This is a genomic window from Curtobacterium sp. PhB128 (assembly GCF_004340725.1).
Classification (GTDB): domain Bacteria; phylum Actinomycetota; class Actinomycetes; order Actinomycetales; family Microbacteriaceae; genus Curtobacterium.
The window spans coordinates 106,158-125,154 of record NZ_SLUR01000007.1 but is presented as its reverse complement, the minus strand read 5'-3'; the positions used below and the strand labels follow the sequence as shown (position 1 = coordinate 125,154).

General features: G+C 70.7%; 19 protein-coding genes. 11 read left to right on the top strand and 8 right to left on the bottom strand.

From position 1 onward, the window contains the following. The first annotated feature begins 96 nt into the window (after positions 1–96). Both EDF23_RS13430 and EDF23_RS13425 read left to right on the top strand, forming a co-directional pair. Positions 97–699: an FABP family protein gene (locus EDF23_RS13430; protein ID WP_123293291.1), complete on the top strand. Its 603-nt coding sequence runs from the start codon at positions 97–99 to the stop codon at positions 697–699. Next, positions 699–1,793, top strand: coding sequence for a folate-binding protein YgfZ (locus EDF23_RS13425; protein ID WP_131877487.1), 1,095 nt, complete (start codon positions 699–701; stop codon positions 1,791–1,793). Before EDF23_RS13430 ends, EDF23_RS13425 begins: the two co-directional genes overlap by 1 nt. Before the next feature lie 215 nt (positions 1,794–2,008). Here the strand turns inward: EDF23_RS13425 and EDF23_RS13420 are convergent, their stop codons facing one another. Further along, on the bottom strand, positions 2,009–2,782 hold the full coding sequence (locus tag EDF23_RS13420) for a class I SAM-dependent methyltransferase (RefSeq protein WP_123293293.1): 774 nt from the start codon (positions 2,780–2,782) through the stop codon (positions 2,009–2,011). Between the two features lie 45 nt (positions 2,783–2,827). Here EDF23_RS13420 and EDF23_RS13415 point away from each other — a divergent pair, with 45 nt between their 5' ends. Further along, positions 2,828–3,574, top strand: a complete 747-nt coding sequence (locus EDF23_RS13415) for a phosphoglyceromutase (RefSeq protein WP_123293294.1) — start codon at positions 2,828–2,830, stop codon at positions 3,572–3,574. Between the two features lie 188 nt (positions 3,575–3,762). On the opposite strand, the gene EDF23_RS13410 is transcribed toward EDF23_RS13415, so the two are convergent. Next, complete coding sequence (locus EDF23_RS13410; RefSeq protein WP_131921923.1) at positions 3,763–4,311, bottom strand: AAA family ATPase; 549 nt, start codon at positions 4,309–4,311, stop codon at positions 3,763–3,765. 45 nt (positions 4,312–4,356) lie between these two features. Next, entirely contained in the window at positions 4,357–5,025 is a 669-nt protein-coding gene (gene phoU / locus EDF23_RS13405; RefSeq protein ID WP_123293296.1) for a phosphate signaling complex protein PhoU, read from the bottom strand. A 146-nt stretch (positions 5,026–5,171) separates the two neighbouring features. On the opposite strand from phoU, the gene EDF23_RS13400 reads away from it, so the two are divergent. Together EDF23_RS13400 and EDF23_RS13395 are read left to right on the top strand one after the other, a co-directional pair. Further along, positions 5,172–6,338 (top strand): ATP-binding protein, encoded by a 1,167-nt coding sequence (locus EDF23_RS13400; protein WP_123936863.1) that lies wholly within the window; start codon positions 5,172–5,174, stop codon positions 6,336–6,338. Further along, positions 6,335–7,015: a response regulator transcription factor gene (locus EDF23_RS13395; RefSeq protein WP_111085241.1), complete on the top strand. Its 681-nt coding sequence runs from the start codon at positions 6,335–6,337 to the stop codon at positions 7,013–7,015. Before EDF23_RS13400 ends, EDF23_RS13395 begins: the two co-directional genes overlap by 4 nt. 79 nt (positions 7,016–7,094) lie before the next feature. Here the strand turns inward: EDF23_RS13395 and EDF23_RS13390 are convergent, their stop codons facing one another. After that, positions 7,095–7,559, bottom strand: a complete 465-nt coding sequence (locus EDF23_RS13390) for a hypothetical protein (protein ID WP_131921922.1) — start codon at positions 7,557–7,559, stop codon at positions 7,095–7,097. 209 nt (positions 7,560–7,768) lie between these two features. Between EDF23_RS13390 and EDF23_RS13385 the strand changes: the two genes are divergently transcribed. The 4 genes from EDF23_RS13385 to rlmB are packed head-to-tail and all read left to right on the top strand — an operon-like array spanning position 7,769 to position 11,950. Next, positions 7,769–8,251, top strand: a complete 483-nt coding sequence (locus EDF23_RS13385; protein ID WP_017888066.1) for a CarD family transcriptional regulator — start codon at positions 7,769–7,771, stop codon at positions 8,249–8,251. Positions 8,252–8,292: 41 nt separating this feature from the next. Next, complete coding sequence (ispD, locus tag EDF23_RS13380; protein WP_131921921.1) at positions 8,293–9,483, top strand: 2-C-methyl-D-erythritol 4-phosphate cytidylyltransferase; 1,191 nt, start codon at positions 8,293–8,295, stop codon at positions 9,481–9,483. Positions 9,484–9,501: 18 nt separating this feature from the next. After that, positions 9,502–10,911 carry a cysteine--tRNA ligase gene (gene cysS, locus EDF23_RS13375; protein ID WP_131921920.1) on the top strand — a complete coding sequence of 470 codons (1,410 nt, stop codon included), beginning with the start codon at positions 9,502–9,504 and terminating at the stop codon, positions 10,909–10,911. A 28-nt stretch (positions 10,912–10,939) separates the two neighbouring features. Then, positions 10,940–11,950 (top strand): 23S rRNA (guanosine(2251)-2'-O)-methyltransferase RlmB, encoded by a 1,011-nt coding sequence (rlmB, locus tag EDF23_RS13370; RefSeq protein WP_123936859.1) that lies wholly within the window; start codon positions 10,940–10,942, stop codon positions 11,948–11,950. A 440-nt stretch (positions 11,951–12,390) separates the two neighbouring features. Here the strand turns inward: rlmB and EDF23_RS13365 are convergent, their stop codons facing one another. Next, the gene (locus EDF23_RS13365) at positions 12,391–13,701 is read right to left on the bottom strand and encodes a DUF4032 domain-containing protein (RefSeq protein WP_123671506.1); all 1,311 of its coding nucleotides are present in this window, start codon (positions 13,699–13,701) and stop codon (positions 12,391–12,393) included. 88 nt (positions 13,702–13,789) lie between these two features. Then, positions 13,790–14,890 carry a sn-glycerol-3-phosphate ABC transporter ATP-binding protein UgpC gene (ugpC, locus tag EDF23_RS13360; RefSeq protein WP_123293301.1) on the bottom strand — a complete coding sequence of 367 codons (1,101 nt, stop codon included), beginning with the start codon at positions 14,888–14,890 and terminating at the stop codon, positions 13,790–13,792. A gap of 264 nt (positions 14,891–15,154) precedes the next feature. On the opposite strand from ugpC, the gene EDF23_RS13355 reads away from it, so the two are divergent. After that, the gene (locus tag EDF23_RS13355) at positions 15,155–16,105 is read left to right on the top strand and encodes a thioredoxin domain-containing protein (RefSeq protein WP_123936858.1); all 951 of its coding nucleotides are present in this window, start codon (positions 15,155–15,157) and stop codon (positions 16,103–16,105) included. 3 nt (positions 16,106–16,108) lie between these two features. Here the strand turns inward: EDF23_RS13355 and EDF23_RS13350 are convergent, their stop codons facing one another. After that, positions 16,109–17,002 (bottom strand): neutral zinc metallopeptidase, encoded by an 894-nt coding sequence (locus tag EDF23_RS13350; RefSeq protein ID WP_131921919.1) that lies wholly within the window; start codon positions 17,000–17,002, stop codon positions 16,109–16,111. A gap of 112 nt (positions 17,003–17,114) precedes the next feature. On the opposite strand from EDF23_RS13350, the gene EDF23_RS13345 reads away from it, so the two are divergent. Further along, complete coding sequence (locus tag EDF23_RS13345) at positions 17,115–18,257, top strand: glycerol dehydrogenase (protein WP_131921918.1); 1,143 nt, start codon at positions 17,115–17,117, stop codon at positions 18,255–18,257. Between the two features lie 26 nt (positions 18,258–18,283). Here the strand turns inward: EDF23_RS13345 and EDF23_RS13340 are convergent, their stop codons facing one another. Then, positions 18,284–18,982 (bottom strand): NAD(P)H-hydrate epimerase, encoded by a 699-nt coding sequence (locus EDF23_RS13340; protein ID WP_131921917.1) that lies wholly within the window; start codon positions 18,980–18,982, stop codon positions 18,284–18,286. Between the last annotated feature and the right edge of the window lie 15 nt (positions 18,983–18,997).

Genomic DNA, 18,997 nt, shown 5'->3' with positions numbered 1-18,997 from the left:
GCTCGAGCTGTTCTACGTGGGCCTCCTCGGCCTGGCGTCGCTCGCGATCGCGTTCATCTCGGTCGTCGTCGTCGTGAAGCTGTTCAAGGGTCAGCGTTGATCGAGCTCCCCGAGGGCCTGGCGCCCGAACTGGTCCCGTTGTCGTGGCTCGTCGGCGTCTGGGAGGGCACCGGCGTCGTGGAGTACCCCGTCGGTGACGAAGAGGCACCCCGCACCTACGAGTTCGGCCAGCGCGTGAGCTTCAGCCACGACGGCCTGCCGTACCTCAACTACTCGTCCACGACGTGGCTGCTCGACGACGACCACACCCCGCTCGCTGCCGAGATGGGCTACTGGCGGATCGACCGTCCGACCGAACCCGGTGACCGCGGCCCCGCGATGCTCCTGGGTGAGGGACCGACGCCGTTCACCACCGTCGAGAGCGTCGAGGCGCTGCGCAACACCACCGACGGCTTCGACGTCGAGGCCGCGATCGTGCACCCGACGGGCGTCAACGAGCTCTACGTCGGCCGCGTCCTCAAGGGCCGGATCGACCTGGCCACCGACGCCGTGATGCGCTCGCCGAACGCGAAGGACTACTCCGCCGCGACCCGCCTGTACGGCCTGGTCGAGGGCAAGTTGTTCTGGGCGTGGGACATCGCCGCCCTCGGTCGCGAACTCACCTCGCACGCCTCGGGGCAGCTCGCGAAGGTCGACTGATGTCGGCGTTCGCGGTGCGCGACGGCTTCGTCGCGGCATCTGATGCGCCCGGCGCGCCCGCAGCCCACTTCGGCAACCCCCTGGGCGAGCAACGGCTGCTGGCCCGTGGCCGCGCGGTCGTCGAGCTCGGTCTCGGCGTGGTCACCGTCTCCGGCCCGGACCGCCTGTCGTGGCTCAACTCGATCACCTCGCAGCAGCTGACCGGCCTGCCGACCGGCGTCAGCACCGAGACCCTCGTCCTCGACCAGTCCGGCCGGGTCGAGCACGCCGCCCGCGTGGTCGACGACGGTGCGGTCGTGTGGCTCCTCACCGAGTCGCAGGACGCCGCACCGCTCGCCGCCTGGCTCGACTCGATGCGCTTCATGCTCCGGGTCGAGGTCGCCGACCGTTCGGCCGACTTCGCGACCCTCGGCTGGTTCGGCGAGGCCGCCCCGTTCGCGTCGACCGTCCTGCCGGACCCGCCCGTCGTCGAGTGGGTCGACCCGTGGGCAGCCGTCACGCCCGGTGGGTGGAGCTACGCCGCCCAGGAGGCCCATCCCGGCTCCGACTGGACCCTCCGCATCGCCGTGGTCACGCCCGGAACCTCGGCCGCGATCGCTGCGTCGGACGAACCCGTCGCGGGGCTGCTCGCGTACGAGGCACTGCGGATCGCCGCCTGGCGTCCGACGCTGTCCGATGCCGACGAGCGCACCATCCCGCACGAGCTCGACTGGCTCCGCTCCGCCGTGCACCTGACGAAGGGCTGCTACCGCGGGCAGGAGACCGTGGCGAAGGTGCACAACCTGGGCCACCCGCCGCGTCGGGTCGTGCAGCTGCACCTCGACGGCTCCGACGCCGTGCTGCCGGCTCCGGGGACTCCCGTGATGCTCGGCGACAAGGAAGTCGGGCGACTGTCGGCCTCGGCGGTCCACCACGAGCTCGGCCCGATCGGGCTGGCCGTGGTCAAGCGTTCCCTCGACCCGACCGCGACGCTGACGCTCATCGCCGACGACGTCGTGGTGACGGCGGCGCAGGAGACCATCGTCCCGCCGGAGGCCGGCGCCACGGCGAACGTCCCGCGGCTGCCCCGGCTCGGAGCCGTCAAGCGCTCGTAGCCTGCGCCGCCGGTCGTCGGTCGCCTGGTGTGTGCGCAGGTTTTCGACAGTCCACGAGTTGATCGACTGGTGTTCCGTCGGGTGATGCGCACGCATCGTGTGCGTGTGCATCTTCCGACAGTGCACGCGGTGATCGACTCGTGGATCGTCGCCAATTCGTCGCCGCCGCCGTGGCGCAGTCCCGCCGCCGCGCCGCCGCGCCGCCGCCGAGCCCGTCAGGCGGGCTCGACCACGTCCCACGGCACGCTGAGCTCGCCGAGCCGCCACCTGGTCGGCCCGTGCAGCACCGGCCACCCGCGGTCGCGCATGCCCCGCACCGTGGCGATCCACCGCTGCCGAGGTCCGTACGTGCCGAGCGGCGCCGCGACCGCCCACGACAGGTCGAGGTCGCGCAGGAACTCGTGCACCCGCTCACCCGGCACGTTCCGGTGGATGAGCGCCTTCGGCAGCCGTTCGGCGACGATCGACGGCACGTCGAGTCCGGCGAGCCGCAGCGACACCGTGAACGACACCGGTGCGTGCTCGTCGAGCGTCACCCACGAGGCCACCCGCCCGACCTCGTTGCACGTCCCCTCGACCAGCGCGCCGCCGGGCTGCAGCCGGTCCTGCATGATCCGCCACGACCCCACCACGGCGGACTCGTCGTACTGCCGCAGCACGTTGAACGCCCGGATCACGGCTGGTCGACGCTGCCCGGGGGTGGGGGTCTCGAAGCCGCCGAGCCGGAACGTCACGCCGTCGCGGGTGCCCGCGTTCGCGAACGCCACGCGTGCCGGTTCGATCTCGATGCCGGTGACCTCGACGTCCGGACGCACCAGGGCCAGACGGTCGCGCAGCTCGAGCGTCGTCGTCGGCGAGGCCCCGTACCCGACGTCGGCGACCAGCGGGTCGTCGGCCTTGCGGAGTGCCGGCAGCGACGCGATCCACCGGTCGACACGGCGGAGCCGGTTGTACCCGGTCGTCCCGCGCGTCACGTTCCCGATGGGCATGACGTCAAGGGTACGGGCCTGCCGACGCTCGGTAGACTCGGCAGCATGACCTCCACGCTCGTCCTGCTCCGTCACGGAAACAGTGACTGGAACCAGAAGAACCTGTTCACCGGTTGGGTCGATGTCCGGCTCAGCGAGCTGGGCGAGAAGGAGGCGAAGCGCGCCGGCGACCTCATCGCCGAATCGGGCATCGTCCCCGACGTCCTGTACACCTCGCTCCTCACCCGCGCGATCCAGACGGCCGACATCGCGCTGCTCCAGGCCGACCTCGCCTGGCTGCCGGTCAAGCGCGACTGGCGCCTCAACGAACGCCACTACGGCGACCTGCAGGGCAAGGACAAGGCCCAGACGCTGGCCGAGTACGGCGAGCAGCAGTTCATGGAGTGGCGCCGGTCGTTCGACGTCCCGCCGCCCCCCATCGCCGACGGCGCCGAGTGGTCGCAGGCCGGTGACCGCCGCTACGCCGACCTCGGCGACCAGCTGCCCCGCACCGAGTCGCTCAAGCTCGTGATCGACCGCCTGCTGCCCTACTGGGAGTCGGACATCACGAAGGACCTGGGCGAGGGCAAGACCGTGCTGGTCACCGCCCACGGCAACTCGCTCCGCGCGCTCGTCAAGCACCTCGACGACATCTCCGACGACGACATCGCCGGGCTGAACATCCCGACGGGCATCCCGCTGGTGTACGAGCTCGACGACGACTTCCGTCCGACGAAGCCGGCGTACTACCTCGACCCCGAGGCCGCTGCCGCCGGCGCTGCCGCCGTGGCTGCCCAGGGCGCCAAGAAGTAGCACCGCACACACGAACGCCCCGTCCGGTCTCCGGGCGGGGCGTTCGTCGTTCTGCCTGGTGGGGCCGCGAAAGCGACAGTGTGCCGCGAACGTTCCGCCGACTCCTGTCGCTCTGCCGGGAGGAACGGATCACCACTCCGACGACGTGTCGCTTCGGCGGGGCGGTCGGCTCCTCGAGCCTCGGCTGGTCAGACGAAGTGCGACGCGATCTCCTGCACGAGGGCACCGACGTCGTAGGGCTTCGTCGTGTCGACGCGGACTACCGGGACGCCCGGCAGCCCGACCGGCTGCGCGTCGTCGCCGTGCTCGTCCCAGAAGGCCAGCACGCCGGCCAGGTCCCCGTGCACCTCGTGCCGCACCGGGACGGTGCCCGGGTCGTACCGGTCGTGCAGCCGATCTTCGGCGGCGGCGCGGTCCGTGTCGCACCACACCTCGACGGCGCGAGGCGACCCGGCGGACGCGAGCCCAGCCTCCAGGAGGTCGCGATCGCGTGACGGGAGCCAGACGGCGTCGAGGACGACCCCGTTCTCCACGGCCCGCGTCATCGACCACATGGTCTCCATCGCGATGCCACCGAGCGGACGCGACGCGATCATCGGCCCGACGATGTCGGCGAGGGGCTCCTTGATCCGGTCCTTCGACAGGAACGGGCAGCCGAGCACCTCGGCCAGCGCAGCGCCGATCGTGCTCTTGCCGGAACCGGGCATGCCGTTGACGATGATCGCGACCTGAGCCATGCCTCGATCCTCGCAGACCGCGCAACCGCGGTCAGACCACGGCGCTCAGACCGCGGCGGTCGAACTCGAGGCGCCGGTCCAGTCGCCGGTCGCCAGGTACTCGACCTTCTTGGCGATCGACACCGCGTGGTCCGCGAAGCGCTCGTGGTAGCGGGAGGCCAGGGTGGCGTCGACGGTGTCGATCGGCCCGCCCTTCCACGCCTCGCCGAGCACGAAGTCGAACACGCTCGCGTGCAGTTCGTCGACGGCGTCGTCCTCGTCGCGGATCTCCGCGGCCAGGGCGATGTCCTCGGTCGCGAGCAGTCGCGTGAGCTTCTGCGACATCGCGACGTCGTGCTTGCCCATCTCCTTGAAGGTGCCGCGGAGGCCCTTCGGCACGACCTTCTCGGGGAAGCGCTGGCGGGCGAGCTGCGCGATGTGCTCGGCCATGTCGCCCATGCGCTCGAGCGAGGAGCTCACGCGCAGGGCGGTGACGACGACGCGCAGGTCGCGGGCGACCGGAGCCTGGCGGGCCAGGATGTCGATGGCGATCTCGTCGAGGCTGTTGGCGGCCTCGTCGATCTTCTGGTCGTCCGCGATCACCTCCTCGGCGAGGGCGACGTCGGAGTCGCTGAAGGCCTGGGTGGCCCGGGTGATGGCGGACTCGACGAGTCCTGCGATCTCGGTCAGTCGCTCCTGGACGTCCTGGAGTTCCTGCTGGAAGACTTCGCGCATGGGGGAGTACCTCTCTCTGCGTACCGGACGAGTGTCGTCAGCCCAGGTGAACGAACGGTGACGTGGGGCTGAACGCTTCGCGATCCGGCCTTCCGGGACGGGTGAACGGTACCGGAACCCCGCATGACCATCCCTACACTGGCGGCATGGACAACGCGTGGCTCGTGCCACTGTCGATGCTCCTCGGCGGGGTCTTCGGCGCGGGCGTCGTGGTGCTGATCATCACCGCCGAGCGCACGGCTCGTGCAGCAGACGTGGCGGAACGCACCCTCCCGGACGGCGTCGCAGCGGTGATCGCGACGATGCACAACCCGGCGGTGGTCATCGACCCGTCGAACACGGTCGTGGCCGCATCGCCCCAGGCACTGACCGTCGGGCTCGTCGTGCGGCGCCGGCTCGTGCACCAGGAGCTCCTCGACCTGGTCGACCGGGTGCGCAAGAGCGGCGAGATGGGAGCGGAGGACCTCGAGCTCCCGCGCGGACGGCACGGGGAGCTCATCGGCTACCTCAGCTTCCGGGCCGCGCAGCTCGGCAACCGGTACGTGCTCATCACGGCCGACGACCTGACCGAGAGCCGGCGCATCGACGAGGTCCGCCGTGACTTCGTCGCCAACATCTCGCACGAGCTGAAGACCCCGATCGGCGCCATCGGCCTGCTGTCCGAGACCCTCGTGATCGCGGCCGACGACCCGGAGCACGTCAAGAAGTTCGCGGCGCAGCTCATCACCGAGTCCGAGCGGCTCGGCGCCCTGACGAAGGACATCATCGAGCTGTCCCGGCTGCAGTCGGTCGACGCGTTGGAGAACAGCGAGGAGACCGGTGTCGACAAGATCGTGCAGGCAGCGATCGATGCGAACGAGGTCGTCGCGCGCGCCCGCTCGATCGAGATCATCCGGGCGAAGAAGTCGAAGCTCCGGGTGATGGGCGACCCGGGCCTGCTGCAGGTCGCCGTCTCGAACCTCATCGCCAACGCGGTGAAGTACTCGCCCGACGGCACCCGCGTCGGCGTGGGCGTCCGGTCCGCGAAGGGCTTCGTCGAGATCGCGATCACCGACCAGGGCGTCGGCATCCCCGAGGCCGACCTGGACCGCGTGTTCGAGCGGTTCTACCGTGTCGACCCGGCACGGTCACGGGCCACCGGCGGCACCGGCCTGGGGCTCGCCATCGTCAAGCACGTCGTCGGCAACCACGGCGGCGACGTCCGTGTCTGGTCGCAGCCAGGCAAGGGCTCGACCTTCACCATCCGCCTGCCCGAGGCGGACACCGAACTGACCACCGCACTCGAAGAGCAACTGGAAGAGCAGCCATCGTGACCAAGATCCTCATCGTCGACGACGAGCCGGCCCTGAGCGAGCCCCTGGAGTTCCTGCTGCAGCGTGAGGGGTACGAGACCTCCGTCGCGGCCGACGGCGTGACCGCGCTGTCGAAGTTCGACTCGGAGAACCCGGACCTGGTGCTCCTCGACCTCATGCTGCCGGGGCTCTCCGGCACCGAGGTCTGCCGCCAGATCCGCACCCGGTCGAACGCGCCGATCATCATGTTGACGGCGAAGGACTCCGAGGTCGACATCGTCGTCGGGCTCGAGCTCGGCGCGGACGACTACGTGACGAAGCCGTACTCGACGCGCGAGCTGCTGGCCCGCATCCGTGCGGTCCTGCGCCGACGCACCGAGGACGACCCGGCGGACAGCGGGATCCTGCAGGTCGGGGGCATCCGGATGGACGTCGAGCGGCACACGGTGTCGGTGGACGGGTCGGAGACGGCGATGCCGCTCAAGGAGTTCGAGCTGCTCGAGCTGCTGCTCCGGAACGCCGGCCGGGTGCTCACCCGTGGGCAGCTCATCGACCGGGTGTGGGGCTCCGACTACTTCGGCGACACGAAGACGCTCGACGTGCACATCAAGCGCATCCGCTCGAAGATCGAGCGCGTGCCGTCCACCCCGGAGATCCTGGTGACGGTCCGCGGTCTCGGGTACCGCATCGAGGCCTGAGACGGACGGACAGGAGGCCCGGTGCGAGTCCCTGGGACTCGCACCGGGCCTCCCGGTCTGAAGCGCTTGCGCGGTGCGGCTACTCGCCGTCCGTCGGCGTGGCCGACGGGGTCTCGACCGGCAGCGTGATCTGGCCGGACGGCTCGGGGGTCGAGGTCGGCGCGAGGGTGGCGTACTCCTCTTGCGCGGTGGTCAGCACCGGCACGTTGGCCGAGATGCCCTCGTCGTCGGGGTAGGAGAAGTACACCTTGACGAGCGAGCCGGGCTTCGCGTCCGCGCTGTCGAAGTCGAGGGTGTCGTGCTGCGAGTCGTTCGCCAGGTCGACGTGCGAGTTCGCCGGCACCAGCACGGTCTCGGTGTCGCCACCGATCTCGACCGACACGGTGATGCCGTCGGTGTCGGAGTTGTTCACCAGCGTGCCGATGAACCGCGCGCCCTCGCCGTCGTCCGAGATGAGGATGGCGTTCCGCACGTCGACCTTGCCGGTCGAGACGTTGACGCCGTCGGTGATCTGCTTGATGTCGACGGTGTGCGCAGGCGACATGAACTCGCACCCGGTGGCGCCCAGCGCGATGGTTGCCGCAACGGCGACGGACACGAGTACCCGAGCTCGCAAGAGATTCCTCCGTAAGTCGATGAGGACCAGACGGTCCCGCTCCATCTTAGCGATCACCGGGAAGGCCCAGTGCTGAGGGTCCCCTTACCCGAACACCCCTTGTGGTAAACTGGAAGTCTGGGAACGGAGCCTGATACATGCAATTCGAGGTCGGCGAGACCGTCGTCTACCCCCACCACGGGGCGGCAACCATCTCTGAAGTCAAGACGCGCGTCATCAAGGGCGAGGAAAAGGTCTACCTGAAACTGCGGGTCACGCAGGGTGACCTGACGATCGAGGTACCGGCGGACAACGTCGACCTGGTCGGAGTCCGCGACGTGATCGGCAAGGAAGGGCTCGACAAGGTGTTCGAGGTCCTCCGGGCGCCGTTCACCGAAGAGCCCACCAACTGGTCGCGCCGGTACAAGGCGAACCTCGAGAAGCTCGCTTCCGGGGACGTCATCAAGGTCTCCGAGGTCGTCCGCGACCTCTGGCGACGCGATCAGGACCGCGGCCTGTCCGCGGGTGAGAAGCGGATGCTGGCCAAGGCGCGGCAGATCCTGATCTCCGAGTTGGCCCTGGCCGAGAAGACCGACGAGGACAAGGCATCGACCGTCCTCGACGAAGTCCTCGCGTCCTGAGCGCACTGCACACCACGACGACCGCACGGTTCCCCGAAGGGGTGGACCGGGCGGTCGTCGTCGTTGCAGCCGGGTCCGGAACCCGGCTCGGCATCGGCACCGCGAAGGCGTTCGTGCCCGTCGCGGGGCAGCTCATGCTCGCGCGGGCGCTCGAGCCGCTGTTCACGTTGTCGGCTCCGACGCTGGTCGTCGTGGTCGCGCCGTCGACCATGCTCGAGGAGTGCCGTCAGGTGGTCGCCTCGGTCGCGGGCGCCGCGGTCGCGTACACGGCGGTGGTTCCGGGAGGCACGGATCGCCACGGTTCGGTCCAGGCCGGCCTGGGCGTGCTGCCGGACTCGGTCACCGCGGTGCTGGTGCACGACGCGGCGCGGTGCCTCACGCCGGCCGCGCAGTTCGACCGGGTGTTCGACGCGGTCGAGGGTTCGGTCGCGACCGGCACCGGTGACGGCGTCGTCCCCGCGCTCCCCGTCACCGACACGGTCAAGCGGGTGTCCGGCGACGTGGTCGTCGAGACCGTCGACCGGTCCGCGCTCGTCGGGGTCCAGACGCCGCAGGGCTTCCCGCTCGACGCACTCCGCCGGGCGTACGCGGTGTCGACGCAGTCCGAGACCGACGACGCCGGCGTGTTCCAGGCGGCCGGTGGCACGGTGCGCTTCGTGCCGGGCGACGCCGACGCCTTCAAGATCACGACGCCGTGGGACCTCGGACGAGCAGAGTCGATCGTCCGGTCGCGCGCCACGGCCCCGGATGACCCCGGTGCCTCGGCGGTCCGGCTCGGGCTGGGCGTCGACGTGCACGCGTTCGACGTCGAGTCGCCGTGCCGCGTCGGCCTGCTCGACTTCCCCGGCGAACCCGGCCTCTCCGGGCACAGCGACGGTGACGCCGTGGCGCACGCGGTGTGCGACGCGCTGCTGTCCGCGGGTGGCCTCGGTGACATCGGTGGGACGTTCGGCACCGCCGACCCCGCCTACGCCGGAGCCGCGGGGGACGTCTTCATCCGCGGTGCCGTCGGGCTGCTCGCCGACGCCGGCCTCGTACCCGTGTCGGTCACGGTGCAGGTCATCGGGAACCAGCCGCGCATCGGGGCCCGTCGCGCCGAGATGCAGGACGCCCTGTCCGCCGTCGTCGGTGCCCCGGTGGGGGTGTCCGGCACGACGACCGACGGGCTCGGGTTCACCGGCCGGGGCGAGGGGCTCGCCGCGATCGCCACGGCCGTCATCCGTCCGGCCTGACGTCCTAGGCTTGGGATCGTGACCGTTCGCCTCTACGACTCCCGCGCCGCAGCCGTCGTCGACCTCGTCCCGCTGGTCGACGGACACGTCAGCGTCTACGTCTGCGGTCCGACGGTGCAGTCGTCGCCGCACATCGGGCACCTGCGCTCGGCCCTGGTCTACGACATCTGGCGCCGCTGGCTGACGTACCGCGGGCTGCGCGTCACCCTCGTGCGGAACGTCACCGACATCGACGACAAGGTGCTCGACCTGGCCGCCGGCACCGACGAAGCGTGGTTCGCCCGCGCCTACCGCGTCGAGCTCGAGTTCACCGCCGCGTACAACGCCCTCGGCATCCTGCCCCCGACCTACGAGCCGCGCGCCACCGCGAGCGTGCCGCAGATGCACGACATCATCAAGAAGCTCATCGACCGCGGTCACGCCTACGTCGCCGCCGACGACTCGGGCGACGTCTACTTCGACACCGGCAGCTGGGAGTCCTACGGGGCGCTCACCCGGCAGCGTCGCGAGGACATGGTCGAGGCTGCCGACGCCGACCCCCGTGGCAAGCGCGACGCCCGCGACTTCGCGCTCTGGAAGGGTGCGAAGCCCGGCGAGCCCTCGACCGCGTCGTGGGACTCCCCGTGGGGCCCCGGTCGTCCGGGCTGGCACATCGAGTGCTCCGCCATGTCGCGGCGGTACCTCGGTCCGGCGTTCGACATCCACGGCGGCGGACTCGACCTGCGGTTCCCGCACCACGAGAACGAGCTCGCGCAGTCCACCGCGGCGGGCGACCCGTTCGCGTCGTACTGGTTGCACAACGGGCTCGTCACGGTCGAGGGCCAGAAGATGTCGAAGTCGCTCGGCAACTCGATCTTCGCCGCCGACTTCCTGGCCGCTGCCCGTCCGGCCGTGGTGCGGTACTTCCTCGGCGCCGCGCACTACCGATCCTCGATCGACCACCACGACGGCTCGTTGGCCGAGGCCGAGGCCGCCTACGACCGCATCGACGGGTTCCTGCAGCGGGCCGAGGTGCGGCTCGAAGGCGTGCACCTCGCCGACGCCCCCGCTGTGCCGGACGCCTTCGCCGCCGCGATGGACGACGACCTCGCGGTACCCCAGGCGCTGGCCGTCCTGCACGAGACCGTGCGCACCGGCAATGCCGCCCTGGACGCCGACGATGCGGAAACGCTCGGGGTCGCGTACCATCAGGTGGCCGCCATGGTAGAGGTCCTCGGCATCGACCCGCGAGCCGCCCACTGGTCGGGGGGCGGTCAGGACACCTCGGCAGGCCCGCTCGCCGCTCTCGTCGAACGCCTCGTGCAGGAGCGCGCGGACGCCAGGGCAGCACGGGACTTCGCTGCGGCCGACCGCGTGCGCGACGACCTCGCCGCCGCGGGCATCACGATCGAGGACACGCCGTCCGGAACACGCTGGAGCATCGCCTGAACACGGCAGTGCCGAACAGGAGCTACGCATGAAGAACGTCTCGGGAAGCAAGAAAGGTCGGCCCGGCGCCGTCCGCACCGGTCGCAAGGGCAACAAGCAGGTCGGTTCCGGTGGTCAGGGTGCCCAGGCGCTCGAGGGTCGCAAGCCGACCCCGAAGGCCGAGGACCGGCCGTACCACCCCGCCGGCAAGCGCAAGGCGGCGAAGGACCGCTTCGAGGCAGCCAAGGGCCGTCACGGTTCCTCGAGCACCCCGCAGGGCCGCACCGGTCGTCCGCCGGCCCGGAAGACCGATGACTCCGAGCTCGTGACCGGACGGAACTCCGTGCTCGAGGCGCTGCGCACGAAGACCCCGTCGACGACGCTCTACATCGCGTCGCGCATCGAGGTCGACGACCGCGTCAAGGAGATCCTGACGCTCGCGAACCACCGCAGCGTGCCGATCATCGAGCTCATGCGCCCCGAGCTCGACCGCATCACCGGCCACGACAGCGTGCACCAGGGCGTCGCGCTCAAGGTGCCGGCGTACCAGTACGCCGTGTCCGAGGACATCGTCGAGCAGGCCTTCTCGCGCGACCAGGTCCCGCTGCTCGTCGCGCTCGACGGCATCACCGACCCCCGCAACCTCGGTGCGATCATCCGCTCGACCGCCGCGTTCGGCGGACACGGCGTCATCGTGCCGCAGCGTCGTTCGGTCGGCGTCACCGCGTCGGCGTGGAAGACCTCCGCCGGCGCCGCGGCCCGCACGCCCGTCGCGATGGCCCCGAACCTCACCCAGACGCTGAAGTCCCTCAAGTCGATGGGCCTGTTCGTCCTCGGTCTGGACGGCGACGGCGACGTGGAGCTCGACGGCCTCGCGCTCGCCGACCGCCCGATCGTGATCGTCGTCGGTTCCGAGGGCAAGGGCCTGTCGCGCCTGGTCACCGAGACGTGCGACGCGATCGTGTCGATCCCGATCTCGAGTGCGACCGAGTCCCTCAACGCCGGCATCGCCGCGAGCGTCACCCTGTGGGAGGTCGCCCGGCGCCGTCGCGCCGAGTAAGCCCCGGCGCTTCGTCCGCAGGAACGGTCGCCTCCCCTCGTGGGAGGCGGCCGTTCCTGCGTGCGGTGCCGGCCGGGTCAGGCCCGACGGGTCAGGACACGTCGGATGATGCCCGCCGTGTGGTCACGAGTCGTCGCCGCGCGACGCCGCAGGCGACCGTCCGTGACCGGCCGACGTGCACCTGGCGGGGTGTCGGGTGACCGCTCGACGTCCAACGGCATCACCGGCGGTGCAGGCGTGACGGTCTGGAGGGTCGGCGCCGGTCTCCGGGACGCACGCCGGGCCTCCAGGCGGTCGCGTTCACGGGCCCCGAACGGTCACGACATGTCGGCCGGTGTCCTCCGGGTGGTCGCGTGTCGTCGCTGCGCGACGCCGCCGGCGACGGTCTGTGACCAGTCGGCACCCACCCGGCGGAGTGTCATGACCGACCGGCGACCGGGTCAGACGGTGGTGCGCCAGTCCTGGACGTCGGCGTCGTCGTCTGCGGGGTCCGCGTCGTCGACCACGGGGATCGGCAGCGTCATCGACGACGTCGGCGGGTTGATGAGCAGGCGCTCGTCGCGGCGGTGGCGCAGCACGTCGTTGATGTACGCCGTGGTGGCCTCGGGCAGCGAGACCGACCGCTCCTCTTCCTGCGACATGAACCAGCGGTGCTCGAGCAGTTCGTGGAAGACCTCCGCGGGTTCGAGGCGACCGCGCAGGTCACGGGGGATCGAGCGGACGACGGGCTCGAAGACCCGCGAGACCCACTCGTGCGCCACCATCTCCTCGTCGAGTTCGTCGCGGCCGTTGCGTGCCCGGTACGAGTCGAGGTCGTTGAGCAGGCGTCGGGCCTGGTTCTCGCCGGCGTCCAGGCCGGTCAGCCGCAGCAGGCGTCGCTGGTGGTGTCCGGCGTCGACGACCTTCGGCTGGATCCGCACCTGCGAACCGCCCTCGGTCGTGTGGATCGAGAGCTCCTCGATGTCGAAGCCGAGCTCGTTGAGCCGCTCGACGCGGTCGTTGATGCGCCAGCGTTCCTTGATGTCGAACTGCTCGGTGCCCGTGAGCTCCGTCCAGAGTGTCCGGTACTGCGCCACGATCCGGTTGGAGACGTCCACGGGGTCGGCGTTCTCGTCGAGACGCCCGCCGGCCTCGAGGTCGAGGAGCTCGCCGGCGATGTTCACGCGCGCGACCTCGAGGTCGTTCTCGCGCTGCCCGTTCGACAGCCCGCCGGGGTAGAGCTTGCCGGTCTCGGCGTCGACCAGGTACGCGGCGAACGAGCCCGCGTCGCGACGGAACAGCGTGTTCGAGAGCGACACGTCGCCCCAGTAGAAGCCGATGACGTGCAGCCGGACGAGCAGCAGCGCGAGGGCGTCGACGAGACGGGTCGCGGTCTCCGGGCGCAGCGTCTGCGAGTACAGCGCGCGGTACGGCAGCGAGAAGCGCAGGTGCCGCGTCACGAGCACGGGGTGCAGCTGCTCGCCGTCCGCGTCGACCCGACCGGTGATGACGGCGACGGGGTCGACGCACGGCACGTCCATGCGCTGCAGCGTGCGGAGCATCTCGTACTCGGAGCGCGCGATCTCCTCGCCGGTCTCCTTCACGGCGGCGACGTACCCACTCAGGTGCACGAAGCGCACCAGGTGCCGCGAGATGCCCTTCGGCAGGGCGACGATGGTCTCGTCCGGCCAGTCCGCCAGCGGCAGGTCCCACGGCAGGTCGAGCAGGCCGGGGTCGACGGTGGCTGCGGTGATGGACATCGAGTCGGGCACGGTGGATCCTTCGGTGTCGTGGGGGACAGCCGAGAGCCCGCGACCCGCCCTTGTGAGGCGGCGCGGGCTCTCGGGGAGTGCGCTTCGGTTACGCGCTGACGACGGCCTTGTCGTCCAGGCGCTCGCCCGACTCGGTGTCGAAGGCGTGCACGTGGCCCGACTTCGGCGTCACCACGATGGTGTCACCGATCGACGGGTGCGAACGGCCGTCCACGCGAGCGACGATGTCGACGCGCGTGCCCTTGACGTCGGCGTGACCGTAGAGGTAGCCGTCGGCGCCGAGTTCCTCGACCACGTCGACCGTGACCGGCAGGCCCTCGCCCGACTGCGCCACGACGACGTCCTCGGGGCGGATGCCCACAGTGATCTGGGCGGAACGCGCGTTGGAGAGCGTGTCGCGGTCGATCGCGTGGTTGAGCGTGCCGAACTTGATGCCGCCCTCGACGACGTCGGCCGGCAGCAGGTTCATCGCCGGCGAGCCGATGAAGCCCGCGACGAAGACGTTGTTCGGCTTCTCGTACAGGTCGCGCGGCGTGCCGACCTGCTGCAGGATGCCGTCCTTGAGCACCGCGATGCGGTCACCCATGGTCAGTGCCTCGGTCTGGTCGTGCGTGACGTAGACCGTGGTGACGCCGAGACGACGCTGGAGCGACGCGATCTGCGTACGGGTCTGGACGCGGAGCTTGGCGTCGAGGTTCGACAGCGGCTCGTCCATGAGGAACACCTGCGGCTGACGGACGATCGCACGGCCCATCGCGACGCGCTGACGCTGACCACCGGAGAGCGCCTTCGGCTTGCGGCCGAGGTAGTCCTCGAGGTCGAGGAGCTTCGCGGCTTCCTGCACGCGGGTGGCGCGCTCGTCCTTGCCGACACCGGCGATCTTGAGCGCGAAGCCCATGTTCTCGGCGACGGTCATGTGCGGGTACAGCGCGTAGTTCTGGAACACCATCGCGATGTCGCGGTCCTTCGGCGGGACGTCCGTGACGTCGCGGTCGCCGATGCGGATCTGACCGGAGTTGACCTCTTCGAGGCCGGCCAGCATGCGGAGCGAGGTGGACTTGCCACAACCCGAGGGGCCGACGAGGACGAGGAACTCGCCGTCGGCGACGTCCAGGTCGAGGGAGTCGACCGCGGGACGGTTGCCTCCGGGGTAGAGACGGGTTGCCTTGTCATAGGTGACGGACGCCATGAGCGTTCGGTCCTTTCTTCACCGGCAGGTACGTGCCGGACGATCCGAGTGAAGCGGTCAGCCCGCGAGGGCCCCGGATGGTCGTCGTCGACCATCGAGGTTCATACAACACGAGTTCTCGCGGGTGCGCCAGTGTTTTCCCCCTGGCCGGTCGGTTCCCAGAGCGTGGTTGGGTGGTTCCCAGAGCGGCCCACTACAATCGCCGGGTCCGTCCGCCGAGCGGGGGTAGGTCGTGCGGACGCCGATCAGGAGGACGACGCACCGATGACCAACCGCCCCGAGGGTGACGCCCGCGCCGCGCGGAACGAGCGCCGCGAAGCCGCCCGACAGCGAGCGCAGCGCCACAGGACACAGCAGAAGCGCCGCCAGCGCGGAACCCGGCTCGGACTCCAGATCGGACTCGGTGTCGTCCTGCTCGCAGCGGCCGCCGTCGTCACGCTCGTCCTGGTCGACTCCGTGAAGCCAGCAGGCCCCGGGCCCTCGACCATGTCGCAGGGCGGCATCACCCTCGGCGAGGGGCTCAAGCCCGTGACCGCGTCGAGCAGTGCGTCGCCGAGCGCCTCGGCGACCGCTGGTGCGGGCACGGTGCGCATCACGCTGTACGTCGACTACCTCTGCCCGACCTGCGGCGAGTTCGAACAGGCCAACGGCGACTACATCGAGAGCCTCGTCGACTCCGGCGCCGCCACCGTCGACATCCACCCGCTCGCGGTCCTGTCGAACCGGTCGCAGGGCACCAAGTACTCACTGCGCGCCGCGAACGCCGCGGCCTGCGTCGCCGAGCACTCGCCGGACCAGTTCTACGCGGTCAACAAGGCGCTCTACGCCGAGCAGCCGGAAGAAGGCACACCCGGGCTCACCGACGCGCAGCTCACCAAGGTCGTCACCGGGGTCTCCGGCCTGCAGGACCGCCGGGCCGTCACGAGCTGCATCGCCGACCAGGACTACAGCAAGTGGGTCGACGAGCAGACGACCGCGGTGTCCGGCGGCGACATCCCCGGGTCGACCCTGAGCGACTTCCCCGGCACGCCGCTGGTGCTCGTCAACGGGCAGCAGTACGAGCTCACGTCGCCGATCACGAACGACGACTTCCGCACCTTCGTGGTCACCGCGGCCGGTGCCACCGAGGCGACGCCCACCCCGACCCCCACGCCGAGCGCGACGCCGTCCCGCACGCGGAGCGCGACACCGACGCCCACGCCGACGAAGGGCTGATCGCTACAGCGACGAACCAGGGACGCTGAACGTGTCGCAGCTCGTCGCGCCCTGCTGGTGGCCGCGGACGAACCACTTCTGGCGCTGCTCACTCGAGCCGTGCGTGAACGAGTCCGGATCGACCCGGCCGCTCGAGCGCTCCTGGATGCTGTCGTCGCCCACGGCGCTCGCGGCGGACAGGGCATCGGCGATCTCGGACCGGCTGATCGGCTCGAAGAAGGTCTCGCCGTTCGCGTCCTCGGTGTTCGCCGCGTCGCCGACCCAGGCGCCGGCGTAGCAGTCGGCCTGCAGCTCGACGCGGACACTGCCGGACGAGGCCCCGGTGCCCGATCGGTCCGTGCTCGCGAAGGCACCCTGCAGCTGCTGGATGTGGTGGCCCCACTCGTGCGCGACGACGTACATCTGCGCGAGCGGCCCGCCCGACGACCCGTACTTCGACTGCAGGTCGTCGTAGAACGCGGTGTCGAGGTAGATCGCGCGGTCCGGCGGGCAGTAGAAGGGCCCGGTGGCGGCGGACGCCTGACCGCACGACGTGTCGGTCGAGCCGTCGAACAGGAAGAAGTCCGGCGCCGTGTACGAGATTCCGAGCTTCCGGGCCTCGGCCGTCCAGTAGCCGTCGAGTGACTCGGCTGCGCCCTCCATCCGGCACTCGACCTTGAGGTTGGCGTCTCGCCCGGTGCGGCACTCCGGCGCGGCGTCCACGGTCTCGCCCTGCTGCTGGATCTGCGTCGTGCCGCTGCCGCCGTCGACGAACCCGCTGAGGTCGAAGCCCGTGAACTGCGCGATCAGGAAGACGACGATCGCCGTGACGCCGACGGCGCCGCCGCCGACCGCGGCCGTCCGACCCCGGCGCTTCACCCTGCCGCCCTTGAGCTGCGAATCGTCGTTGAACGTCATGCCCCCGAATGTACGGCCCACGGGACTCGCACGCCGCACGCATGCCCCGCGCGTACCGTCTGGGACGTCGGCGACCCCGACACGTGTCGTACAACCGGAAGGAACCGCAACCATGGCCACTCCCATCAGCACCGTGATGAGCCCCGCCCGCTACGTGCAGGGCAAGGACGCGATCACCCGCGTCGGCGAGTTCGTCGCCCCCATCGGCAAGCGCCCCCTGATCGTCGCCGACGACGTCGTGTGGGGCATCGTCGAGGCCGCGGTGACGACGAGCTTCCAGGCGGCCGACCTGCGGGTCGAGCGGGTCGGCTTCGGTCGCTTCGCGACGCCGAAGGCGGTCGACGACCTCGTCGAGCAGATCCGGTCGACCGACGCGGACGTCATCGTCGGGCTCGGCGGCGGTTCGGCGATCGACGCGGCCAAGGCCTCCGGGCACCTGGCCGGCATCCGCTGGGCGAGTGTCCCGACGGCGGCGAGCACCGACGCCCCGACCTCGGCGCTCGCGGTGATCTACTCCGAGGAAGGGGAGTTCATCGAGTACCGGTTCTTCCCGCACAACCCCGACCTCGTCCTCATCGACACGAAGCTCGTCGCGAACGCTCCCGTCCAGTTCCTGGTCGCGGGCATCGGCGACGCCCTGGCCACCTGGGTCGAGGCCCGTGCCGCCAAGCGTGCGAACGCCGACACCATGGCCGGCGGGCTGCAGACCGAGACCGGCGTCGCGCTCGCCGAGCTGTCCTGGAAGCTGCTGCACGAGAACGCCCTGCAGGCCATCGAGGCCGTGAAGGCCAAGGTCGTCACGCCCGCGCTCGAGAAGGTCGTCGAGGCGAACACCCTGCTGTCGGGCCTCGGGTTCGAGTCCGGCGGACTGGCGGCAGCGCACGCGATCCACAACGGACTGACCGCCGCTCCGCAGGCGCACGGCTTGGCGCACGGGCAGAAGGTCAACATCGGCACGATCGCGCAGCTCGTGCTCGAGGGTGCACCGGCTGAGGAGATCGAGGACTTCGTCGTCTTCACCACGAAGGTCGGCCTGCCGAACACCCTGACCGAGATCGGCCTGACCGTCGACGACACGACGGAGCTCCGCGCCGTGGCCGAGGCCGCGACCGTCGAGGGCGAGACCATCCACAACATGCCGTTCCCGGTCACGCCGGAGCTCGTGGTGGACGCGCTCATCGCCGTCGAGGGCATCGCACGGAGCATCCGCGCCGAGCACGGACTGCCGGAGCCGGTCCTGTACCAGCACCACTGAGGGACGGCTGCGCTGACGGGTCGGGGTCAGGTGCGGACCAGCGGCTCCATCGTCGCCAGGTCCGCACCGATCCCGACGTCCACCAGCTCGATCCGTCCCGCGAGGGTGGCGGCAGGCCCCGTCAGCAACCCGGCCTTCACCCCGCCGAACGTGACCGTGACGTCGGCGTGCAGGACGTGGTCGTCCGCGATCCCGCCGGAGTCGACGTCGATGCCGCTCGGCACGTCGACGGCGACGACGAACGGTGCGCGCTGGTCGCGGGCGAGTTCACGGACGGCGTCGACGACCTCGCGGGCGGGGGAGCGGAGGGCCGCAGGCCCCCGCACCCCGATCCCGAGGATCGCGTCGAGCACCAGGTCGGCGTCGAGTGCCGCGTCCGTCACCACAGCCTCGGGTCCGGCCGGATCATCCAGGAGGCGCGCCCCGGCGTCCAGTGCCGCTGCCAGGCCCGCCTCGTGCACGCGTGAGCCGACGCGCAGGACCGCCACGTGCCTCCCGGCCGCCGCCAGCCGCGCACCCGCGAACAGGGCGTCACCGCCGTTGTCGCCGCTGCCCACCAGCAGGAGGACGGACCCCGGTCCGTCGCCCGGCCGGACGGCCGGATCGTCGAGCAGGTCGCCGACGATGCGGGCCAGCCCGTCGGCCGCTCGTTGCATGAGGGGCTCACCCGCGTCGAGGTGTGGCCGCTCTGCCGCCCGGATCTGGTCGCCGCCGTAGCCGTCCATGGCGACCACAGTGCC

What these genes read in the sequence shown, in the direction of transcription:
- EDF23_RS13425 (WP_131877487.1), top strand. Translation starts at nt 699, where the DNA reads ATGTCGGCGTTCGCGGTGCGCGACGGCTTCGTCGCGGCATCTGATGCG.
- EDF23_RS13420 (WP_123293293.1), bottom strand. Translation starts at nt 2,782, where the DNA reads ATGCCCATCGGGAACGTGACGCGCGGGACGACCGGGTACAACCGGCTC.
- EDF23_RS13415 (WP_123293294.1), top strand. Translation starts at nt 2,828, where the DNA reads ATGACCTCCACGCTCGTCCTGCTCCGTCACGGAAACAGTGACTGGAAC.
- EDF23_RS13410 (WP_131921923.1), bottom strand. Translation starts at nt 4,311, where the DNA reads ATGGCTCAGGTCGCGATCATCGTCAACGGCATGCCCGGTTCCGGCAAG.
- phoU (WP_123293296.1), bottom strand. Translation starts at nt 5,025, where the DNA reads ATGCGCGAAGTCTTCCAGCAGGAACTCCAGGACGTCCAGGAGCGACTG.
- EDF23_RS13400 (WP_123936863.1), top strand. Translation starts at nt 5,172, where the DNA reads ATGGACAACGCGTGGCTCGTGCCACTGTCGATGCTCCTCGGCGGGGTC.
- EDF23_RS13390 (WP_131921922.1), bottom strand. Translation starts at nt 7,559, where the DNA reads ATGTCGCCTGCGCACACCGTCGACATCAAGCAGATCACCGACGGCGTC.
- EDF23_RS13385 (WP_017888066.1), top strand. Translation starts at nt 7,769, where the DNA reads ATGCAATTCGAGGTCGGCGAGACCGTCGTCTACCCCCACCACGGGGCG.
- rlmB (WP_123936859.1), top strand. Translation starts at nt 10,940, where the DNA reads ATGAAGAACGTCTCGGGAAGCAAGAAAGGTCGGCCCGGCGCCGTCCGC.
- ugpC (WP_123293301.1), bottom strand. Translation starts at nt 14,890, where the DNA reads ATGGCGTCCGTCACCTATGACAAGGCAACCCGTCTCTACCCCGGAGGC.
- EDF23_RS13355 (WP_123936858.1), top strand. Translation starts at nt 15,155, where the DNA reads ATGACCAACCGCCCCGAGGGTGACGCCCGCGCCGCGCGGAACGAGCGC.
- EDF23_RS13350 (WP_131921919.1), bottom strand. Translation starts at nt 17,002, where the DNA reads ATGACGTTCAACGACGATTCGCAGCTCAAGGGCGGCAGGGTGAAGCGC.
- EDF23_RS13345 (WP_131921918.1), top strand. Translation starts at nt 17,115, where the DNA reads ATGGCCACTCCCATCAGCACCGTGATGAGCCCCGCCCGCTACGTGCAG.
- EDF23_RS13340 (WP_131921917.1), bottom strand. Translation starts at nt 18,982, where the DNA reads ATGGACGGCTACGGCGGCGACCAGATCCGGGCGGCAGAGCGGCCACAC.